The following is a 17,477-nucleotide window of genomic DNA, read 5'->3' as shown; positions in this document are numbered from 1 at the left end:
GACTAATGCGCAATTGTGGCGAGATCAGCAAACAGGTTCAGCCGCCAGGCGTCCACGCATCGTAATCGCCCGTGACACGCGGGCGATCGGCAGCGTTCGCAATCGAGCCCTGCGGACGGTAGGCAGCCGGCGAGCCAGTCAGGTTCGGCTGATGGGGCTTCTGCCATTCGCGCGGTGTGTAATTCTCGTTGACGGGCGCAACGTCAACGCGGTGGTGCAGCCAGCCATGCCAGCCGGGCGGCACCAGCGAGGCGTCGGAAATGCCGTTATAGATCACCCAGCGGCGCGTGCGCCCCTCGGAATCCTTGCCGCCTTCATAATAGGTATTGCCGAATTCATCTTCACCGACGCGTGTGCCCTTGCGCCATGTGTGGAAGCGCGTGCCCAGCGTCTGGCCGTTCCACCAGGTAAAAAACTGAAGCAGAAACTTCTTCATGGCGTCCTCAAGTCGCTCGCTATCGTCATCAGAGATGGCTCGTGGTTGGCGTTATGGCGTCCACCGCGCCGGAAGGCAAGGCCTCCGGACAATGCTCCATAGTCATTTCAGCTTCATCTTGAAACCGACATGGCTTTTTGCGAAGCCAAGCCGCTCATAAAACCCGTGCGCGCGCTCGCGCACGGCATTGGACATGAGCTGAACCAGACGCGCATCTGCCGCCTTCGCCTCACCGACAGCATGCGTGATCATCAGCGCGCCAATTCCCCGGCTGCGCATGTCTTTGCGGGTCTGCACGGCCTCGATCTGGAAGCTCGTACCGCCACGCCCCGGCATGCCCGGAATAAGCGTCGTCTGAAAGGTGCCCACAACCTCGCCGTCGAGTTCGGCAACGTAAAGCGTGTCGTTCGGGCTCCGGCTGATGCGCTCGAATGCCGCAAGATAGGCGCCTGCGGCATTCGGATCGGTCGTATCCCCGTGGCCACCCTCCCCGTCCGCAGCGAAGAGCGAGACAATCGCCTCAACATCGCGCCGTTCGGCGATTCGAATCAACGGCCCTTCGGCGCCCGTTTCTCCGCCCGTCACCATCAAAGCCCCCGGCGATAGATGAGCGCCGGCAGCTCGAAACCCGCACCACCGCAGTCGCCGCTTCGCCCAAACTCCTCAAATCCCAGATGTGCGTAAAAGGCTCTCGCCCTGCTGTTCGCCTCTTCAACCTCAAGCATGATTTCACGTGCTTCCGGGAAGCATTGAGCGATCTCGGAGAAAAGCGCCATTCCGATGCCTTTTCCCTGGCATTCAGGATGCACATAAAGTTGATGAAGCTGGATCTCCTTGCCGTCATTTCCGGCCACCGCAAACGCCATACCGCCAATCAGCCGGCCATTGTCTGCCAGAACGAATTCTGAATGCGGCCGCTTCAGACGCGCCTTTAGTGCATCCAGAGAATGCCAAGTGTCGGTAATCTCTACCACGCGCGCGCGGCCATAGATCGGGTCATAGGTGTCGTGCCACGTCTCCACGAGGAGCGCACGCACGGCAGGCAGGTCGCGCTCGCCTGCCGTGCGGACGAAAAATTCCTCGCTGTCAGGCATCGATCCCAAGCTTTTCCTTCACAAGCGCGTTGACGGCCTGCGGATTGGCCTTGCCACCGGTGGCCTTCATCACCTGCCCGACAAACCAGCCGGCAAGCGTCGGCTTGGCCCTGGCCTGTTCGACCTTGTCCGGATTGGCAGCGATGACCTCATCCACGGCCTTTTCGATTGCACCGGTATCGGTGACCTGCTTCATGCCGCGCTCTTCGACGATGACACGCGGATCACCACCTTCTGCAAACACGATCTCGAACAGATCCTTGGCAATCTTGCCGGAAATCGTTCCGTCCTTGATCAGGTCGATGATCGCACCAAGCTGATCAGGCGTTACTGTCGTGTCTTCGATCCCCTGCCCGGCCCTGTTCAAGGCGCCAAGAAGATCATTGATTACCCAGTTGGCGGCAGCCTTGCCGTCGCGGCCTTCGGCAACCTTTTCAAAAAAGTCCGCCGTGGCCTTTTCCGCAATCAGCACGGATGCGTCGTATTCCGAGAGGCCAAATGTTTCGATGAAGCGCGCCTTCTTCTCATCGGGAAGTTCCGTCAGATCGGCAGCGAGCGCATCCACATAAGCCTGATCGAACTCCAGCGGCACCAGATCCGGATCGGGGAAATAGCGATAGTCATGCGCCTCTTCCTTGGAACGCATGGAACGCGTTTCGCCCTTCGCGGGGTCGAACAGGCGGGTTTCCTGATCGATCGCACCCCCATCCTCCAGAATGGCGATCTGACGACGCGCTTCCGATTCGATGGCCTGACCGACGAAACGCACCGAGTTCACATTCTTGATCTCGCAACGTGTGCCGAACTCGCCCCCGGGACGCCGCACGGAAACATTCACGTCGGCGCGCATGGAGCCTTCGTCCATGTTTCCGTCACAGGTGCCCAGATAGCGCAGGATCGTTCGCAGCTTGGTCAGAAACGCCTTGGCCTCATCGGCCGAACGGATGTCAGGTTTGGAGACAATCTCCATGAGCGCGACACCGGAGCGGTTGAGGTCCACATAGGACATGGTGGGATGCTGGTCATGCATCGACTTGCCGGCATCCTGCTCCAGATGGAGACGCTCGATGCCGACTTCGATTTCCTCGAAGGAACCGTCCTTGGCGGGGCCGACGGACACCGTCACCTTACCCTCGCCCACGATCGGCTGCTTGAACTGGGAAATCTGATAGCCCTGCGGCAGATCCGGATAAAAGTAGTTCTTACGGTCGAAAACAGAGCGCAGGTTGATCTGCGCCTTGAGACCCAGACCCGTGCGGATTGCCTGCTTTACGCACACTTCGTTGATCACCGGAAGCATGCCGGGCATGGCCGCGTCCACGAGAGAGACATTGGCATTGGGCTCCGCACCGAAGGCCGTCGAAGCGCCGGAGAAGAGCTTTGCTTCAGAGGTAACCTGAGCATGGATCTCCATGCCGACGATGATTTCCCAGTCGCCGGTCGCTCCGGAGATGAAGCGCTTGGGATCGGGCGTGCGCGTATCGATGATTGTCATGGGTTCACGGTGCCGTGCAGTCGGATGGTTCTATGATGAATGCGCATTCGCTAGACCAAACACTCACGCGTGGCAAGCCGAGCGCTTTATTCCGGCCAAAGTTTGCATTATGAAAACCCCGAACCAACGGAGTTTTTATGTCCATCAGCCTTGAGGCCCGGTGAAGCCCCGAACCTGAACCAACACAGGATCGGGGCGAAAAAACCTTGAAACCCCGTGCCATCGCAGGATGGCGCGGCGATGTTTTGTGGCCATTCGGCCACTGGTTTTTTCCCAGGACTTCTAGATATGGACATTTCCCGCGCAGAACAGCGCATCCTGCACATATTGGCGCAGGGCGGCCGCATAGACATTGAGAAAGATGACCGCGGTCAGATCATCGAACTGAACTGCATCACGCGCGATGGCTGGTATTTCCCCGGCCTTGACGTGATCGTCTTCAGAAAAATCAAGCGCAAACGCGCAATTCAGTCGCGCAATGGCGGGCCCTACCGCATCACGCGGCGGGGGTTGCAACTTGTTCGCTCACAGGGCGACAATCGCTAAAACCAGGAGAGGCTGCCAGATGGCAGCCTCTCATCTTTCAGGCGGTGGCTATGTAACTGCGAATGTCCTCCGCCTCACGTTCCACATCCTCGATCCGTTTTTTGACGACATCGCCAATGGAGATAATGCCGGCAATCTTGCCGTTTTCCTCGACTGGCAGGTGGCGGAAACGCCCCGTGGTCATGATCTGCATGACCTCGTTGATGGTGTTCTGTTCATGACAGCGCTGCACCTTCGACGTCATCACCCTGGAAATCGGCTGTTCGAGAGCGCCGGCACCATCCCTGCCAATCACGCGCACAATATCGCGCTCCGACAATATGCCCGCGATCCGGCCATCGGCCTTTGTCACGACGACCGCACCGATACCGCGTTCCGACAGGAGCTGCGCCGCATCCGCAAGCTTCATATCCGGGGCGATGGTGACGACATTGCGCCCTTTGGCGTCCAGAATGGCCTTTACCGTCATGGCAATCTCCTTCTCCTCGCAACAAGCCAATGTTGCGCCGAGCCCGAGTGCTTTGCAAGTGGTGGAGTGCCGTCTCGCCTGCTCGTCAATTGTCCTGAGGATATTGCGGCGCAGCATGGCGGCGATCGAACGCACGAACACCGAAAAAGCCCAGAAGAAAACCGCCGATATGCGCCTCCCAGGCGATCTGCGGCCCGTCGATCGTCGTGCCGCTGAATACGCCCGTGGCGAGGTTTACAACCATCCAGACCCCGAGGAAGACCAGAACCATCCGGGATCTCAAGACCACCGGTACCGGCAGGACCGGTCCGGTGAAAGCCGGTTTTGGTGCGCGGCGGTCCACACGGAAGGCAAAACGCGCCGCAGCGCCCATCATTGCCGAAATGGAGCCGGACGCCCCGACCAGGGGAACCACAGATGACGGATAGAGTACAAAATGAAGCGCGACCGCTGAGAGAGCGCCCGCAATCCAGAAAAGCAGGAAGCGCATGGTGCCGATCCGATTGGCAAGCGGCGAACCGAAAGCGGCAAGCCAGATCAGGTTGACCAGCAAATGTCCCCAGCTTCCATGCAGGAGGGAATAGGTGACCGGGCTGATCAGGGCTGAAAAATCAAGTGCAAACGGCCCCGTATAGCGAATGGGCAGGAAAGCGAAATGCAGCATCAGCCAGAGCTGCTGATCCAGGTTCAGCCAGAATGCTTCCACCGCGTAGATGGCGATGCATACAAGGCCGATGCCCGCAACCGCCGGCGCCAGATTGAAGACGGGCTCGCGTCCATCATTCCCGCCATGCCCCACCCTGTCGGCTGCCGCCGTCGGAATCGTGTGATCTTCATCTCTGTCCATGATTTTGCTTAAAGCATCGGACCGAAAAGTGGAATCCGGTTTTCGGGCTATTCCGATGCTCCATCAACAGTCTGCATCGTCCTTTGTGCGCCCGGATGGACGCAGGGCGATCGAGCAGACCCACCGGACAGAAAAAAGCCGTCCAGGCAAAACAACCTGAACGGCTTTGTCGAGCCCCCCTGCCGGTTCTTGTTCCGAACTTCGGCCCTGCCCGTATGTGAATGATTCGGTCTTGCTGACCGCCAGACACTGCCAGCGCCCCGCCGGCCACGCAATTGAAACCCTTTTTTAACCTTAACAAAACGGGCAGGTGAACAACCCCGGCCGGTCTGGCACGCAACCTGCAGCCATCCACATGTCGCTATTGAAAATGCCCGCACCTGTCCGCCTATGGGACAGGCCCGGGCCGAAAGTAAGGAGCCAAGAGGCATGAGACACGATGGTTCAGTGACGTTGTTCCAATATTGGAACAGGTTGCGCGGCAACCGTCCGGCCCCCAGGCGCACGGAAGTTGAGCCTGCAGAGATAAAGTCCCTGCTGGCCGATACGTTCATCCTTGAAAAGGACGCACGGGGCGAAGCCGTCTTCCGCCTCGCCGGCACCCGGCTGTGTGCCACTTTTGGAAAAGAGCTGAAGGGCCTTTCCTTCGCATCGCTTTGGGCGGGCCGCGATCAGACAGTGGTCGGAAAACTCGCACGCAGCGTTTTCGACATGAAGTCCGTCGTCGTTCTTGCTTTCGACGGAAAAAACAAAGCCGGCGACAAGGCGTCGTTCGAGCTCTTGCTCCTGCCTCTGGAAGGTGGGATGGAGAGCCCCCGCGCGATGGGCTCGCTTCTGGCCTGCGAAAAGCCCTTCTGGCTGGGTGCAGAAGCCCTCGTCGACTGCGAAGTGACGTCCCTGCGCCTCATCGATGCCGATCGCGAGCCGGTGCTCCTGAAAAACCGCCCTGCCGTTGAAGTCCCGCCACTGGTGCCCGAACGACGGTCCATTACCGACAGTCTGATCGAGCCCGGTCAGGCCGTCGCTTCCGGCATCTGGTGGTCTTCGACGGTGGCCGCAACGTATAGTTGCTCTTACCGGTTGTTAACCGATTGGGCGTAGTGTAGCGCTGCCCGACTGGGCATCAGAACCGCCACAGCGAAGAGCGCATACCACCATGTCAGCGGCGATAAACCGGTCCACACTGGATGATGAGCGACGCAGTTTTCAGCGCGTGAAAGTGTCGATCTACGGCCGTTTCATGCTGGAAGACCGCAGCGAACACGCTTGCCGCGTGACCGACATGTCGCCGGGCGATGTCTGCCTGATCGCCCAGCGGTCAGGCCGCCAGGGCGAACGTGTTATCGCCTATCTCGATCATGTTGGCCGCATCGAAGGTGAAATCATCCGGGTCAACCGCGACGGTTTCGCCATGACGGTGGTTGCATCGGAGCGCAAACGCGACAAGCTCGCAGCACAGCTCACCTGGCTCGCCAACAAGCACGAACTGGACCTCCCCGAGGATCGTCGCCACGAGCGTATCGCGCCGCGCAATCCGATCAGCGTCCTGCGTCTGCCAGACGGCCGTGAATACCGCTGCCGCATTATCGATCTTTCGCTCTCCGGCGCAGCCATTGAGAGCGAAGTCAGGCCCGAACGGGGCACCCAGGTTCATATTGGCACAATGCGTGGCCAGGTGGTCCGCCACTTCGACGACGGAGTGGCCATCGAATTTGCCAGCATTCAGGACCGTCAGGCTCTGGAAGCGGAATTCTCGCTCCCCGTCGAAGTCTGACGACGCCGGGGGCCAGAACCTCGAAATCCGCTGCAATCACATCCCTGGCCTTTCCGGCCGGCAGGTCGCTTCTGGCACCTTTCACCATGCTCCCATAGCCAGAGAACAAAGGTCGCCCTGAGCCCGCACCACGCGCGCGGCTCCGGGGTCGTCATTGCGCGCAGCCACCATGCAGACATCCGTCGGCTTCATACCCGGCACGTCGAACACCAACGCGCGCAGATTCTCCATTCCGCCTCCGGGTCGCTTCTTCAATTTCGTTACAATTTTAAGCAAACTTTATTCAAATAAAAATCAAAACAAGATCGCTTTTTATTCTTATTAATTCAAAATACAGATAGAATTTATCGAGACTTATACTGTGCAATTTTGCCTGGAATAAATTCCCCTCTGCCATTGTCGCGTCAAACGGGGAGACAAGACAATGGGGCTTTCAACAAGCGCACGGCTCATGGCCGCAGCCGCAATCGCAATGGGGACGTTCACCACGGGGGCGTTCGCCACACCCAACTTCATGAAGGTCGGCGGCCTTACCAGCCAGCCTATCGGGCACTATGAGCTGTGTCAGCGTGAACCGGTGGAGTGCCGCCAGACCACCGCGCGCCCGCGCCCGGTGCAGCTCACGCGGAAGCTCTGGCAGGCCATGATCGACGTCAACAACGCTGTGAATTCGACAGTTCTGCCGCGCACCGACATGGAAATGTGGGGTGTAGAGGAATACTGGTCCTACCCTCAGGCCTATGGCGACTGCGAGGACTACGTTCTTGAGAAGCGTCGGCGCCTCATCCGCGCGGGCGTACCGGCCGGCAATCTGCTGATCACGGTCGTGCGCCAGCCCAACGGAGATGGACATGCGGTGCTGACGGTTGTCACCAGCATGGGTGACTATATTCTGGACAATCTGGAAGCACGTGTTTCAGTTTGGACCGATACGGACTACACCTATCTGAAACGCCAGTCGCGTCTCATTCCGGCAAGTGGGTCACCATCAACGATGGGCGGGCCATCGCTGTCGGCAGCGTTGCCTCGAGCCGCTGATACATTCCATACTCGTGGGCGCAATGGACGGGACGCGCCCATGACAGACTGACATCCGACGGACAACACTGCGCTTCTGACCTCCGCGCAGCCGGGTCCGCTCCGGGACACCCGGTCGAGTCCCCACCTCCCCGTCCCCAACGACCGGGTACAGGAGCCGGCCCACCCCATGGGTCGGCTCCGCCTTTTTCCGGGCTCCTAGGGTCAGGACCCTAGAGCGTCTTCAGTTCATTCAGAAAGCGGTTGCCGTTCTCCACGTAGTGAGCGGATGACCACTGAAGAGCGCGCACGGCTTCGTCGTCCAGTTCCCGCACAACCTTTGCCGGTGAGCCCACGACGAGCGAATTGTCGGGGATCTTCTTGTTCTCTGTTACGAGTGCACCCGCGCCTATGAGGCAGTTCCTGCCGATCTCGCTCCGTTGAGAACGATTGCGCCCATCCCAATCAGGCTGTTTTCACCGATTGTGCAGCCATGCAGGGTCGCCCGGTGGCCAATCGTGCATCCGCGCCCGATGCGCAGCGGGAAGCCCATATCCGTGTGCAGCACCGAATGCTCCTGGATATTGGTGTTTTCTCCGATCTCGATGGGCTCATTGTCGCCGCGCAAAACGGCACCGAACCAGATACCGGCATTGCGACCAAGCCGCACCCGTCCGATAATCGAGGCATCCGGCGCGATCCAGTTGGTTTCCCTGTCTTCGAAGACGGGGCTTTCGCCCGCCAGTGCATAAATCGGCATAGTTCACTCCAGTTCGACCAAACCGCACTCTGCAACATCTCGCCCCAAAGCAGAATAGCCCCCTCAGAAAACGCTTCCGTCTCCATCCTTCAGGAAGCTCTGACGGCCGGGATTTACTGTCCCTTTACCATGTAGAGCCAAGGTTTCACTGATATTCAGAAACTTGATGATGATTCTCCCACCCGTGGGAGGCGTGCACGAGGGGATGACACTGGCGACCGGCGAAACCACTGGTGATTCCGGCGCGGAGCCGGCTTCGCGGAGACATCGTCTTGCGATCCGCGTGCTCCAGCTCTGCCTTGTGCTCCTTGTCCTGTCTCTTGGCATCTTCCTTTTCGGACGCTGGTATGGTGCCAGCCTTTCGAATGCCGGCCACACCGAATCGGTCAGGCTTCGGGAGATCGTGATCCGGAACAATGTTCTGACGGTTCCTGAAAATGCGATCCGCTTCAAGAGTGCGCGCATGGATGGCGTAACGCTGCGTCTCGATCTCTATCTGTCATGGCCCGAGCTTGAGGGATACACGCCCGGGCGGCGCAACGATTTCAATCATGTCGACGGAGCGCGGAACATCATATTCCTTACGTTCGAGGAACAGGTGATGTCGCGCGATATGAGCAACAGGCTGGAGCCGGTTTACCGACAGATCATCGAAACGCGCTCAGTGGCCGGCCCCGGGAACATTCGGTTCCATCGCTTCAAGAGGGATTCGGGATATGCGGGGGAAGTGCTAGCTATCGCAGAGGGTACGGGCACGAGTCAGCCATTTGTTGCCCGTTGTCTGACAGGCGCAGCGGCCCGCGAAGCGCTCGCGCCCTGCGAGCGAGACATTAACGTGGGAAACCGCCTTAGCATGACCTACCGCTTCCCTGCTTCGCTCCTGGGAAACTGGCAGGTTCTGGATAGTGCGATAAAGCAGAAGGTTGCGCGCCTTCTCAATGCACCTGGCTAACAGGACACGCGCCGACGACCGGAGACCGAAATCAGAAAGCCCGCAGGCAATCATGTTGCATGCGGGCTTACGAAAAAGATGATCTGGCAGTGCTTCTCAGAGATCGATGTCGAGAATGGCCATCGAGAAATTATAGGAAAGCTCTCCTTCATCCTCGTCCTTGAAGATGATTCCGAGAAACTCATCTCCCAGATAGAGCTCGCAGGAATCGTCCTTGCGCGGGCGCGCCTTCACACTCAAGGCGGGATTGTTGAAGGTGCGTTTGAAATACGCTTCCAGCTTTCTGATTTCCTCGGGATTCAAGAAACATCTCCAGTGCATCGCGCATCGCCAGGGTCGGATATTCTTAGCAACCCTTGTGCGCAGCTTCAGATTTCGTACAGAACCGACAAAACACCCGGATAGCTGATTGACGGCACTGCTGTGGTGGCGCGCTTCTGGCATGAGCCCAGCGCTACTGTAAACCCTGAAACCGGGATTTCAGCCGTAAAGCTTCCGAAGGTCAACAGGCGTTTCCGATCAGCCGGGAACTCTCCAGCCGCCATCGGAACGAAAAACAACAATCCTGAGGTTACAGAAGCCCTCTCAGGCTTCGCCGTGAAGCGTCTGATCCATCGAGCGCGATGGTTCGCTGCATCCGGACTCTCCGACAACCCGCGCCGGTACACCCGCAACTGTCTTGGCGGACGGTACATAATTCAGCACGACCGACCCTGCAGCGACCCGGGCGCAGTGACCGACCTCGATGTTGCCAAGAATCTTCGCGCCGGCGCCAATCAAAACGCCATGGCGAATCTTTGGATGTCGGTCACCGGTTTCCTTCCCCGTACCGCCAAGAGTTACCGCATGAAGGATTGAGACGTCGTCTTCCACAACGGCAGTTTCGCCGATCACGACCCCCGTCGCATGGTCAATGAAGATTCCCTTGCCCATCCGCGCTGCCGGATTGATGTCCGTCTGGAAGACCGCGGAGGATCGGCTCTGCAGGTATAGCGCGAAGTCGCGTCGTCCCTCGTTCCAGAGCCAATGGGCCAGCCGGTGCGTCTGGATCGCGTGGAACCCCTTGAAGTAAAGCACCGGCATCAGAAAACGATCGCAGGCCGGATCCCGGTCGTAATAGGCCTGAATATCGACACGAACAGTCGTGCGCCACTCCGGATCGGCATTGAGCATCGCGTGAAATGTCTGACGGATGAGATCCGCGCCCATGTCCGGATGGTCGAGCCGCTCGGCCACCCGGTGAATCACCGCGCTTTCCAGATCATCATGGTTGAGGATCGTGGCATAGAGAAACGCGGCCAGAAGCGGATCGTTGGCAACCGCGGCCTCTGCCTCTTCGCGCACGGCATACCAGATCGGATCCACCGGCTGCGGCGTGCTCTTGCCGGACTGCGCTGACGAATTGCGTTGCGTGCGTTCATTGGATTTCTCCACCCGGGCTCAGGGCCTGTGAATATGGCCGCAATGGTCGGCCTGATTTGCGCGGATGCGCAAAGCGCCACCGCAGGAAGACTTCATGTCTTTCGGGGTTTTGCGACAAATTACCCCGTGCAAGTCATGTCGATCCGAAGGACGTTCCATATCTCTGTTTTCCGCGCTCATGCGGACCTCAGGTGATTCCACCTGCCTGCGCAATGCTCTAGATCGCCGTGCCCCCATCCGAACGCTCAAAGGGCGATCTAAACTCTTAATGGAGCATCGGAATAATCCGAAAACCGGATTCCACTTTTCGGTCCGACGCTCCAAGGCGTAAACTTGCCTTGCATGGCAACATACGTCAGAAGCCATTGTAGTTGAACCGCAAAAAACCGTGACCATACTTACAGGAAAATTGATGCATGACAGTGCCAGCCCATCCCAGTGAGCCAGCCCTCCGCGTTTCCTGCACCGATGGTGTTGCCACAATTATCCTCTCGCGTCCGGGAAAGATGAACGCTGTCTCGCAGGCAATGTGGCGCGACCTCATTGCCGCGATTGAAAAACTTGACGCCGACGACACGGCCCGCGTGATGATCATGCGCGGCGCGGGCGACAATTTTTGCGCAGGGGCTGACATCTCCGAATTCGAGACTGTACGTCGGGATGCGGAAACGGCGCGGGTCTATGAAGCGCTGAATGCAGAGGCATTTGCCGCCATCCGCAATACGCGCCTGCCCACGGTTGCCGCCATTTCCGGCGTCTGCTTTGGCGGTGGTTTCGGACTGGCCGCGGCATGCGATCTGCGGATTTCAACGCCGGATGCGCTCTTTGCAGTTCCCGCTGCCCGGCTCGGCCTCGCCTATCCGGTTGAGGCTATGGGAGACATCGTCGCCACAGCGGGTGCGCAGATGGCACGCTACCTCACATTCACCGGCGCCCGGATCGACGCAGCACGCGCCAGGGAGTGCGGTTTTCTTCTCGAAATTGTCCCCACCGACGTTCTGGTCAGCCGGGCACAGGAGATAGCGACAATGCTCGCCGCCAACGCGCCCCTGTCAATCCGGGCCTCGAAGGCGTCCATCGCAGCCGCTCTGTCCTGCCGCGCAGGCGACGTCTCGCAGGCGCAGGATCTGGGCGACATTACCTTCGAAAGCGCGGACTATGTGGAGGGGCGCCTGGCTTTTCGAGAACGCCGGCCCGCCCGCTTCCAGGGGCGCTGAGCGATCAGGCCGCCTGGTCGCGGCCCAGAAACTTCAGGATTTCCGAAGCGAAAACGTCATTCCGGTCGCCGACAACCATGTGCCCCGCACCGCCAACATCGACATAAGATGCAGCCGGAGCGAGTGAGACGAACTCCCGCGCGTGAGATTCCTGCACCAGCTCCGACCGCATTCCGCGGACAAGAAGAACGGGAAGGTGCAGTTCCGGCAGGCCTGCAATCAGTTCCTGCATCAGCGCTTCCGCGCCGGAATTGATGTTTACCGCGCCCTTGATGAAGGCCGGATCCCAGTGCCAGCGATAGCGGCCGTCTTCGCCCTGCCACAGGTTCTTGCGAAGACCTTCGAGGGAGCGGCGCGGTGCGCGGTGCGGAAGATACGCAGCAATGGCATCGGCCGCCTCTTCGAGAGAGGCAAACCCCTCCTCCATCCGCGCGCCCATGAAACCCTGAATCCGGTCCACCCCGGCAGGGTCGAGGCGCGGTGTGATATCGACAAGAACCAGCGCGTCCAGCATCGGGCCAGCCCGCATTTCCGCCGTCAAAGAGGCAAGACCGCCAAGCGATGCGCCCACAGCCGCAGGCCGCGTGTGAAAGCGCTCGTGCACCTGGCGAAAGATTGCCGCTGCATCCTCGCCATAGTGATGAAAGCCGTAATGCCCGCTTTCCACCCAGGCGCTCTCGCCATGGCCGCGCTGGTCGACCGCGATTGCCCGCATGCCGCGCCGTGCAACATCACGCGCCGTTGCATCCCATGCGCGGCGGGTCTGTCCGCCGCCATGCAGGAAAACGACCGGCTGGCCGCCACCATCCCATATGTCACCGGTCAGCCGATTGCCTTCGGCCCCGACGAATGAAATCGCCTTACGTTCGATCAAGAGGGTGCTCCTCCAGAAATGCCAGCGCGCGCGCCTTGAATGTCCGGTCGCCCACCGCCAGCATGTGATCCCGTCTCTCAATGGCAAACGCAACGCCATTAGGCAACAGATCGGCAAGGCCTTCGGGCGAACCGGCAATATCGTCGCGCGTTCCCACCGCCACCAGCGTCGGCACAGCTATCCTCGCCGCATCCTGCTCGGTCAAAAGTTCACGCGAGGTCGCGATGCAGGCTGCGAGTGCCCTGCGATCGCTCTTCGTCTGGTCTGCGAACTTGCGAAACATCTGACCACGCTCCGAGGCGATGGTGTCGGGGTCGTCCGTCAGCAGGGCCTCAGCGATCTCATCCCATTCGCCAACACCCTCGATCATGCCGAGCCCCAGCCCTCCCAGGATCAGCGTCGCGACTTTCGCGGGATGTTCAAGGGCGAGAAAAGCGGAAATGCGCGCGCCCATGGAATAACCCATCACATGCGCCTTCGGAATGTCCAGATGATCAAGCAGCGCCGCCGCATCGCCAGCCATTCTGCGGGGCGTGTAAACCGCCTCGTCATGGCTTTTGGTCGAGCGGCCATGGCCCCGATTGTCGAGTGCGATCACCCGAAAACCCGCATCCCGCAGCGTTTTCACCCAGCCCGGCGCCACCCAGTTCACATAGTGGGTGGAAGCGAAACCGTGGATCAGGAGAATTGGATCGCCCTGCCCTTCATCGATAAAGGAAAGTTCGAACCCGTCATGTTTGAAAGAATGCATCTCTGGATATGCGCCGCTGCTGACTATTGTGCGCCGGCAGTCTCGATGCGCGGATGGCGCAGACGATCACCGACCTCGATACCCATCTTCTGCGCGGTTCCCGCCAGCAGTTCAAGCACGAATTGAGATTCCACATCCGGTGATATGGACGCGGTGGAGAAAGGTGTTCCAGGTGCAATCGCCCGCACCGTGCCGTCGGCACCGACAAACATCAGGTCAAGTGCCAGTGGCGTGTTCTGCATCCAGAAGCCCTGCCGGCTCTCCGCCGGAAAGACGAAGAGCATGCCACGATCAGCCGGCATGGACTGGCGGAACATCAGGCCGCGGTGACGTTCATGCGGCTCGTCAGCGATCTCGATGTCAAACCGAACCTCGCCCGACGATGTGATCGCAACAAGCGGTTCAGAATCCACCGGCAGCCGCATCGCCGAGCCCTGCGCCAGCGCCCCGGCTGCCGCGACCATCAGGACGACGACAGCAGACAGGAAACAGCGAGACAGGGAAAACACAAAGCGCGGCATCGCTGGCACTCTCTCAGGTACGGGAGCCGCGCAAGATTAGTGCGCGGCGTTCAACGTGCCAAGATCGGGATAGACTTCGGCGGCCATAAGGCCTTTGTCACCCCGCCCGAAACGGACCAGAACCACCTGGCCGGGACGCAGTTCCGTCACACCGTAGCGACGTAGCGTTTCCATATGAACGAAGATGTCCTCGGTCCCCTCACCCCTGGTCAGGAACCCAAACCCCTTGGTACGGTTGAACCATTTAACAATCGCCCGCTCCAGCCCGCTCTCTGCGACAACGGTAACATGGGTGCGCGGTGCCTGATCCTCACTCGGGTGAACCGCCGTCGAAAGATCGATCGACACCACCTTGAAGGCCTGCAGCCCCTTTTCGCCCTGCTGGGCCAGGCAAACGACCCGTGCGCCCTCGAGTGCCGTCTGGAACCCATCCTTGCGCAGGCAGGTTACGTGAAGTAGCACATCGCCATGCTCTTCATTGTCCGGGAGGATAAAGCCATAGCCTTTCGCCACGTCGAACCATTTGATGGCGCCGGAAATCTCTACCAGTTCCCCGGTTTCCGCGACGTCATCCGTCTTCGGCGCCTTATCGCCAGCCTCGTACCTCTTGGTTGTCGAGGACTTGTCGTCCATCCCATCAAGCCTTTTCTCAAGTCCGCCCGACTCACTGTGTGTTTCAAAGATAGCATTGGCGCTTTGTGGCATAGCAAGACCCAGTTTCTGATTTTCAACAGCAGGTGAAATCAGCCGGATTTGAGGGATTTCGGCAAAACGGCACAACCGGTTAACGTGCAACATTGCCGAATAGAACGTGTAGAGACCCTGTACCGTATACGTAAACCAGCAAGCGAGAGAAAACATGCGCTACCTGCACACCATGGTCCGTGTAAAAGACATTGATGAATCGCTCGAATTCTACTGCAACAAGCTCGGACTGACCGAGGTTCGCCGCTCTGAGAACGAGAAGGGACGTTTCACCCTGATCTTCCTTTCGGCCCCTGCAGATCAAGCGCGCGCGAGCCAGGAACAGGCACCGCTGATCGAGCTCACATACAATTGGGACCCGGAGGACTATGACGGGGGCCGCAATTTTGGACACCTCGCCTACGAGGTTGACGACATCTACGCGCTTTGCGACCGGCTGATGAAGCAGGCGTCACCATAAACCGCCCGCCCCGCGACGGGCGCATGGCCTTTGTTCGTTCGCCTGACGGTATCTCGATCGAACTCCTTCAGAAGGGCGGCGCACGGGAGCCGGCCGAGCCCTGGGCCTCCATGGAAAACACCGGCAGCTGGTAAATTCTGCAAATGCGCCGTGCGTTATCTGGAACGCACGGCGTATTTTCCTGCCGCTGCCGCCATGCTAACAGCAGAAGGGCCGTTGATTGCCTTTGGGGGAGACAAGCATGAAAGAGGTTCTTCTCGAGCTGGAACGCCGCCGCGCCGCCGCGCGCGAGGGTGGAGGCCAGCGGCGTATCGACGCCCAGCACGCCAAGGGCAAGCTGACGGCGCGTGAGCGCATTGAGACGTTCCTCGATGAAGGCACGTTCGAAGAGTTCGACATGTTCGTCGAGCATCGATCCACCGATTTCGGCATGGAGAAAACCCGCATTTCCGGCGATGGCGTGGTGACGGGATGGGGTACGGTCAACGGGCGCACCGTCTTCGTTTTTGCCAAGGATTTCACCGTCTTCGGCGGCTCCCTTTCCGAAGCGCACGCGGAAAAGGTGGTCAAGGTCCAGGAGATGGCGCTGAAGAACCGCGCGCCCATCATCGGCTTCTACGATGCGGGCGGCGCGCGCATTCAGGAGGGCGTGGCGGCACTCGGTGCTACGCCGAGATATTCCAGCGCAACGTCCTCGCCTCCGGAGTCATCCCGCAGATTTCCGTCATCATGGGCCCCTGCGCGGGCGGTGACGTCTACTCCCCGGCGATGACCGATTTTATCTTCATGGTGCGCGACACCTCCTACATGTTCGTCACCGGGCCGGATGTGGTCAAGACCGTTACCAACGAAACAGTGACGGCCGAACAACTCGGCGGAGCTCCGTCCACACCGTCAAATCCTCCATCGCCGATGCGCCTACGACAACGATGTGGAAGCGCTCCTGCAGATGCGCCGCCTGATCGATTTCCTGCCAACGTCGAACACGGCTGATCTCCCCGAAGTGGAGTGTTTCCAGCCCGTCTCGGACCCCGATTACTCTCTCGACCGGCTGGTCCCAGACAATGCCAACAAACCCTACGACATCCGTGAGCTAATCCTGAAAACCTGCGACGAAGCGGATTTTTTCGAGATTCAGACGTCCTTCGCCAAAAACATCGTGACCGGGTTCGGCCGCGTGGAGGGCCGCACGGTGGGTTTCGTCGCCAATCAACCGATGGTGCTGGCGGGCGTTCTGGATTCGGACGCGTCCCGAAAGGCCGCCCGCTTCGTACGCTTCTGCGATTGCTTCAACATTCCGCTTGTCACCTATGTGGATGTTCCCGGATTCCTGCCGGGCACCGCGCAGGAGTATGGCGGGCTGATCAAGCATGGCGCAAAGCTGCTCTTTGCCTACGCGGAGGCAACCGTTCCCAAGATCACTCTCATCACACGCAAGGCATTTGGCGGGGCCTACGACGTCATGGCCTCCAAACATCTGCGCGGTGACATCAATTACGCCTGGCCTTCCGCCCAGATCGCGGTGATGGGTGCCAAGGGTGCGGTGGAAATCATCTTCCGCAAAGACATTGACGATCCGGACAAGATCGCCGCCCACACGAAAATGTATGAGGACCGCTTCCTCTCGCCCTTCGTGGCGGCCGAGCGAGGATATGTAGACGAGGTTATCATGCCGCACTCGACACGGACGCGCATTGCCCGTGCCCTGCGCATGCTGCGCAACAAGGACCTCCAGAACCCCTGGAAGAAACACGACAACATCCCGCTCTGACACAGCACCTTGCGCTGCGCCTCACGGCCTGTCTTCCACCGCGTCAGAAGCTGCGTGGCGGCACAAACAGGCAGATGGTGCGGCCATCCATCTTTCCGGCCACGGAGCACCAGTGGAACACGCCATCGGGCGAGTTGCGCACACGTTTGTCCGTATACGGCAACACTTCACCAGTTATCCTGATGACATATCCCTCGGGTCCCTCCGTGACGGCGGCGTTCGAGACCTCCCGGCAGTCGCGATCGGAGCAGCAGGCATAGGGATAGCGCCAGCCGCTCTTTGCCTCATGCGCAACAGCCATTGTCCATGAAGGCGCAAATGCGCCCAAAAGAAGAGCCCCACTTAAAGCCAGACGCCGTTGGGAAA

General features: G+C 59.5%; 18 protein-coding genes and 5 pseudogenes. 8 read left to right on the top strand and 15 right to left on the bottom strand.

Going from position 1 to position 17,477, the window contains the following annotated elements; translation table 11 throughout:
* Positions 1-37 precede the first annotated feature (37 nt).
* The 4 genes from JCM21793_RS05080 to gatB all read right to left on the bottom strand — a co-directional run bounded on the left by JCM21793_RS05080 (position 38) and on the right by gatB (position 3,025).
* Entirely contained in the window at positions 38-436 is a 399-nt protein-coding gene (locus tag JCM21793_RS05080; RefSeq protein ID WP_007008040.1) for an NADH:ubiquinone oxidoreductase subunit NDUFA12, read from the bottom strand.
* Between the two features lie 102 nt (positions 437-538).
* A complete protein-coding gene (locus JCM21793_RS05075) occupies positions 539-1,024 on the bottom strand; it encodes a GNAT family N-acetyltransferase (protein ID WP_025029668.1) in 486 nt (161 codons plus the stop codon).
* Positions 1,024-1,530, bottom strand: coding sequence for a GNAT family N-acetyltransferase (locus tag JCM21793_RS05070; protein WP_025029667.1), 507 nt, complete (start codon positions 1,528-1,530; stop codon positions 1,024-1,026). The genes JCM21793_RS05075 and JCM21793_RS05070 overlap by 1 nt, the downstream gene beginning before the upstream one ends.
* Complete coding sequence (gatB, locus tag JCM21793_RS05065; protein WP_007008037.1) at positions 1,523-3,025, bottom strand: Asp-tRNA(Asn)/Glu-tRNA(Gln) amidotransferase subunit GatB; 1,503 nt, start codon at positions 3,023-3,025, stop codon at positions 1,523-1,525. Before gatB ends, JCM21793_RS05070 begins: the two co-directional genes overlap by 8 nt.
* A 288-nt stretch (positions 3,026-3,313) precedes the next feature.
* On the opposite strand from gatB, the gene JCM21793_RS05060 reads away from it, so the two are divergent.
* Complete coding sequence (locus tag JCM21793_RS05060; protein ID WP_025029666.1) at positions 3,314-3,571, top strand: YjhX family toxin; 258 nt, start codon at positions 3,314-3,316, stop codon at positions 3,569-3,571.
* Between the two features lie 37 nt (positions 3,572-3,608).
* Here the strand turns inward: JCM21793_RS05060 and JCM21793_RS05055 are convergent, their stop codons facing one another.
* Positions 3,609-4,040, bottom strand: a complete 432-nt coding sequence (locus JCM21793_RS05055; RefSeq protein WP_007008035.1) for a CBS domain-containing protein — start codon at positions 4,038-4,040, stop codon at positions 3,609-3,611.
* An 85-nt stretch (positions 4,041-4,125) separates the two neighbouring features.
* Positions 4,126-4,887, bottom strand: a complete 762-nt coding sequence (locus tag JCM21793_RS05050) for a rhomboid family intramembrane serine protease (RefSeq protein WP_025029665.1) — start codon at positions 4,885-4,887, stop codon at positions 4,126-4,128.
* Positions 4,888-5,316: 429 nt separating this feature from the next.
* Here JCM21793_RS05050 and JCM21793_RS24260 point away from each other — a divergent pair.
* Both JCM21793_RS24260 and JCM21793_RS05040 read left to right on the top strand, forming a co-directional pair.
* Positions 5,317-5,954 (top strand): annotated as a pseudogene (locus tag JCM21793_RS24260) (PAS domain-containing protein).
* 89 nt (positions 5,955-6,043) lie between these two features.
* Positions 6,044-6,661 carry a PilZ domain-containing protein gene (locus JCM21793_RS05040; RefSeq protein WP_007008032.1) on the top strand — a complete coding sequence of 206 codons (618 nt, stop codon included), beginning with the start codon at positions 6,044-6,046 and terminating at the stop codon, positions 6,659-6,661.
* An 81-nt stretch (positions 6,662-6,742) separates the two neighbouring features.
* Here the strand turns inward: JCM21793_RS05040 and JCM21793_RS29130 are convergent, their stop codons facing one another.
* A complete protein-coding gene (locus JCM21793_RS29130) occupies positions 6,743-6,892 on the bottom strand; it encodes a hypothetical protein (RefSeq protein WP_155983378.1) in 150 nt (49 codons plus the stop codon).
* A gap of 193 nt (positions 6,893-7,085) precedes the next feature.
* Between JCM21793_RS29130 and JCM21793_RS24255 the strand changes: the two are divergent.
* Positions 7,086-7,699 (top strand): annotated as a pseudogene (locus tag JCM21793_RS24255) (transglutaminase-like cysteine peptidase).
* A gap of 212 nt (positions 7,700-7,911) precedes the next feature.
* Here JCM21793_RS24255 and JCM21793_RS24250 read toward each other — a convergent pair.
* A pseudogene (locus JCM21793_RS24250) lies at positions 7,912-8,438 on the bottom strand (gamma carbonic anhydrase family protein).
* A 166-nt stretch (positions 8,439-8,604) separates the two neighbouring features.
* On the opposite strand from JCM21793_RS24250, the gene JCM21793_RS05020 reads away from it, so the two are divergent.
* On the top strand, positions 8,605-9,390 hold the full coding sequence (locus JCM21793_RS05020; protein ID WP_244439669.1) for a hypothetical protein: 786 nt from the start codon (positions 8,605-8,607) through the stop codon (positions 9,388-9,390).
* Between the two features lie 96 nt (positions 9,391-9,486).
* Here the strand turns inward: JCM21793_RS05020 and JCM21793_RS05015 are convergent, their stop codons facing one another.
* The gene (locus JCM21793_RS05015) at positions 9,487-9,693 is read right to left on the bottom strand and encodes a DUF3126 family protein (RefSeq protein WP_007008028.1); all 207 of its coding nucleotides are present in this window, start codon (positions 9,691-9,693) and stop codon (positions 9,487-9,489) included.
* Positions 9,694-9,975: 282 nt separating this feature from the next.
* Positions 9,976-10,755: a serine O-acetyltransferase gene (cysE, locus tag JCM21793_RS05010; RefSeq protein WP_155983379.1), complete on the bottom strand. Its 780-nt coding sequence runs from the start codon at positions 10,753-10,755 to the stop codon at positions 9,976-9,978.
* Between the two features lie 473 nt (positions 10,756-11,228).
* Here cysE and JCM21793_RS05005 point away from each other — a divergent pair, with 473 nt between their 5' ends.
* Positions 11,229-12,029 carry an enoyl-CoA hydratase/isomerase family protein gene (locus tag JCM21793_RS05005; protein WP_025029663.1) on the top strand — a complete coding sequence of 267 codons (801 nt, stop codon included), beginning with the start codon at positions 11,229-11,231 and terminating at the stop codon, positions 12,027-12,029.
* A gap of 4 nt (positions 12,030-12,033) precedes the next feature.
* Here JCM21793_RS05005 and JCM21793_RS05000 read toward each other — a convergent pair whose 3' ends face one another.
* The 4 genes from JCM21793_RS05000 to JCM21793_RS04985 are packed head-to-tail and all read right to left on the bottom strand — an operon-like array spanning position 12,034 to position 14,808.
* Positions 12,034-12,903: an alpha/beta fold hydrolase gene (locus tag JCM21793_RS05000; RefSeq protein WP_025029662.1), complete on the bottom strand. Its 870-nt coding sequence runs from the start codon at positions 12,901-12,903 to the stop codon at positions 12,034-12,036.
* Positions 12,890-13,654 carry an alpha/beta fold hydrolase gene (locus JCM21793_RS04995; RefSeq protein ID WP_007008024.1) on the bottom strand — a complete coding sequence of 255 codons (765 nt, stop codon included), beginning with the start codon at positions 13,652-13,654 and terminating at the stop codon, positions 12,890-12,892. The genes JCM21793_RS05000 and JCM21793_RS04995 overlap by 14 nt, the downstream gene beginning before the upstream one ends.
* Before the next feature lie 23 nt (positions 13,655-13,677).
* Positions 13,678-14,175 carry a DUF192 domain-containing protein gene (locus JCM21793_RS04990; protein ID WP_025029661.1) on the bottom strand — a complete coding sequence of 166 codons (498 nt, stop codon included), beginning with the start codon at positions 14,173-14,175 and terminating at the stop codon, positions 13,678-13,680.
* Between the two features lie 36 nt (positions 14,176-14,211).
* Positions 14,212-14,808: a cold-shock protein gene (locus JCM21793_RS04985; protein ID WP_025029660.1), complete on the bottom strand. Its 597-nt coding sequence runs from the start codon at positions 14,806-14,808 to the stop codon at positions 14,212-14,214.
* Between the two features lie 226 nt (positions 14,809-15,034).
* Between JCM21793_RS04985 and gloA the strand changes: the two are divergent.
* Together gloA and JCM21793_RS24240 are read left to right on the top strand one after the other, a co-directional pair.
* Positions 15,035-15,474, top strand: a pseudogene (gene gloA / locus JCM21793_RS24245) (lactoylglutathione lyase).
* Positions 15,475-15,581: 107 nt separating this feature from the next.
* Positions 15,582-17,111, top strand: a pseudogene (locus JCM21793_RS24240) (acyl-CoA carboxylase subunit beta).
* A gap of 43 nt (positions 17,112-17,154) precedes the next feature.
* On the opposite strand, the gene JCM21793_RS04970 reads toward JCM21793_RS24240, so the two are convergent.
* Positions 17,155-17,412, bottom strand: a complete 258-nt coding sequence (locus JCM21793_RS04970; RefSeq protein ID WP_202901401.1) for a hypothetical protein — start codon at positions 17,410-17,412, stop codon at positions 17,155-17,157.
* Positions 17,413-17,477: the final 65 nt, after the last annotated feature.

Origin of the sequence: Nitratireductor aquibiodomus NL21 = JCM 21793 (assembly GCF_000615975.1) — a bacterium.
Taxonomy (GTDB): Bacteria; Pseudomonadota; Alphaproteobacteria; order Rhizobiales; family Rhizobiaceae; genus Nitratireductor; species Nitratireductor aquibiodomus.
This window is presented reverse-complemented; position numbering and strand designations above follow the sequence as displayed.

Bases quoted from the DNA above. Each gene is read 5' to 3' on its own strand.
- JCM21793_RS05080 (WP_007008040.1), bottom strand. From the start codon at position 436: ATGAAGAAGTTTCTGCTTCAGTTTTTTACCTGGTGGAACGGCCAGACG.
- JCM21793_RS05075 (WP_025029668.1), bottom strand. From the start codon at position 1,024: ATGGTGACGGGCGGAGAAACGGGCGCCGAAGGGCCGTTGATTCGAATC.
- JCM21793_RS05070 (WP_025029667.1), bottom strand. From the start codon at position 1,530: ATGCCTGACAGCGAGGAATTTTTCGTCCGCACGGCAGGCGAGCGCGAC.
- gatB (WP_007008037.1), bottom strand. From the start codon at position 3,025: ATGACAATCATCGATACGCGCACGCCCGATCCCAAGCGCTTCATCTCC.
- JCM21793_RS05060 (WP_025029666.1), top strand. From the start codon at position 3,314: ATGGACATTTCCCGCGCAGAACAGCGCATCCTGCACATATTGGCGCAG.
- JCM21793_RS05055 (WP_007008035.1), bottom strand. From the start codon at position 4,040: ATGACGGTAAAGGCCATTCTGGACGCCAAAGGGCGCAATGTCGTCACC.
- JCM21793_RS05050 (WP_025029665.1), bottom strand. From the start codon at position 4,887: ATGGACAGAGATGAAGATCACACGATTCCGACGGCGGCAGCCGACAGG.
- JCM21793_RS05040 (WP_007008032.1), top strand. From the start codon at position 6,044: ATGTCAGCGGCGATAAACCGGTCCACACTGGATGATGAGCGACGCAGT.
- JCM21793_RS29130 (WP_155983378.1), bottom strand. From the start codon at position 6,892: ATGGAGAATCTGCGCGCGTTGGTGTTCGACGTGCCGGGTATGAAGCCG.
- JCM21793_RS05020 (WP_244439669.1), top strand. From the start codon at position 8,605: ATGATGATTCTCCCACCCGTGGGAGGCGTGCACGAGGGGATGACACTG.
- JCM21793_RS05005 (WP_025029663.1), top strand. From the start codon at position 11,229: ATGACAGTGCCAGCCCATCCCAGTGAGCCAGCCCTCCGCGTTTCCTGC.
- JCM21793_RS04995 (WP_007008024.1), bottom strand. From the start codon at position 13,654: ATGCATTCTTTCAAACATGACGGGTTCGAACTTTCCTTTATCGATGAA.
- JCM21793_RS04990 (WP_025029661.1), bottom strand. From the start codon at position 14,175: ATGCCGCGCTTTGTGTTTTCCCTGTCTCGCTGTTTCCTGTCTGCTGTC.
- JCM21793_RS04985 (WP_025029660.1), bottom strand. From the start codon at position 14,808: ATGGACGACAAGTCCTCGACAACCAAGAGGTACGAGGCTGGCGATAAG.
- JCM21793_RS04970 (WP_202901401.1), bottom strand. From the start codon at position 17,412: ATGGCTGTTGCGCATGAGGCAAAGAGCGGCTGGCGCTATCCCTATGCC.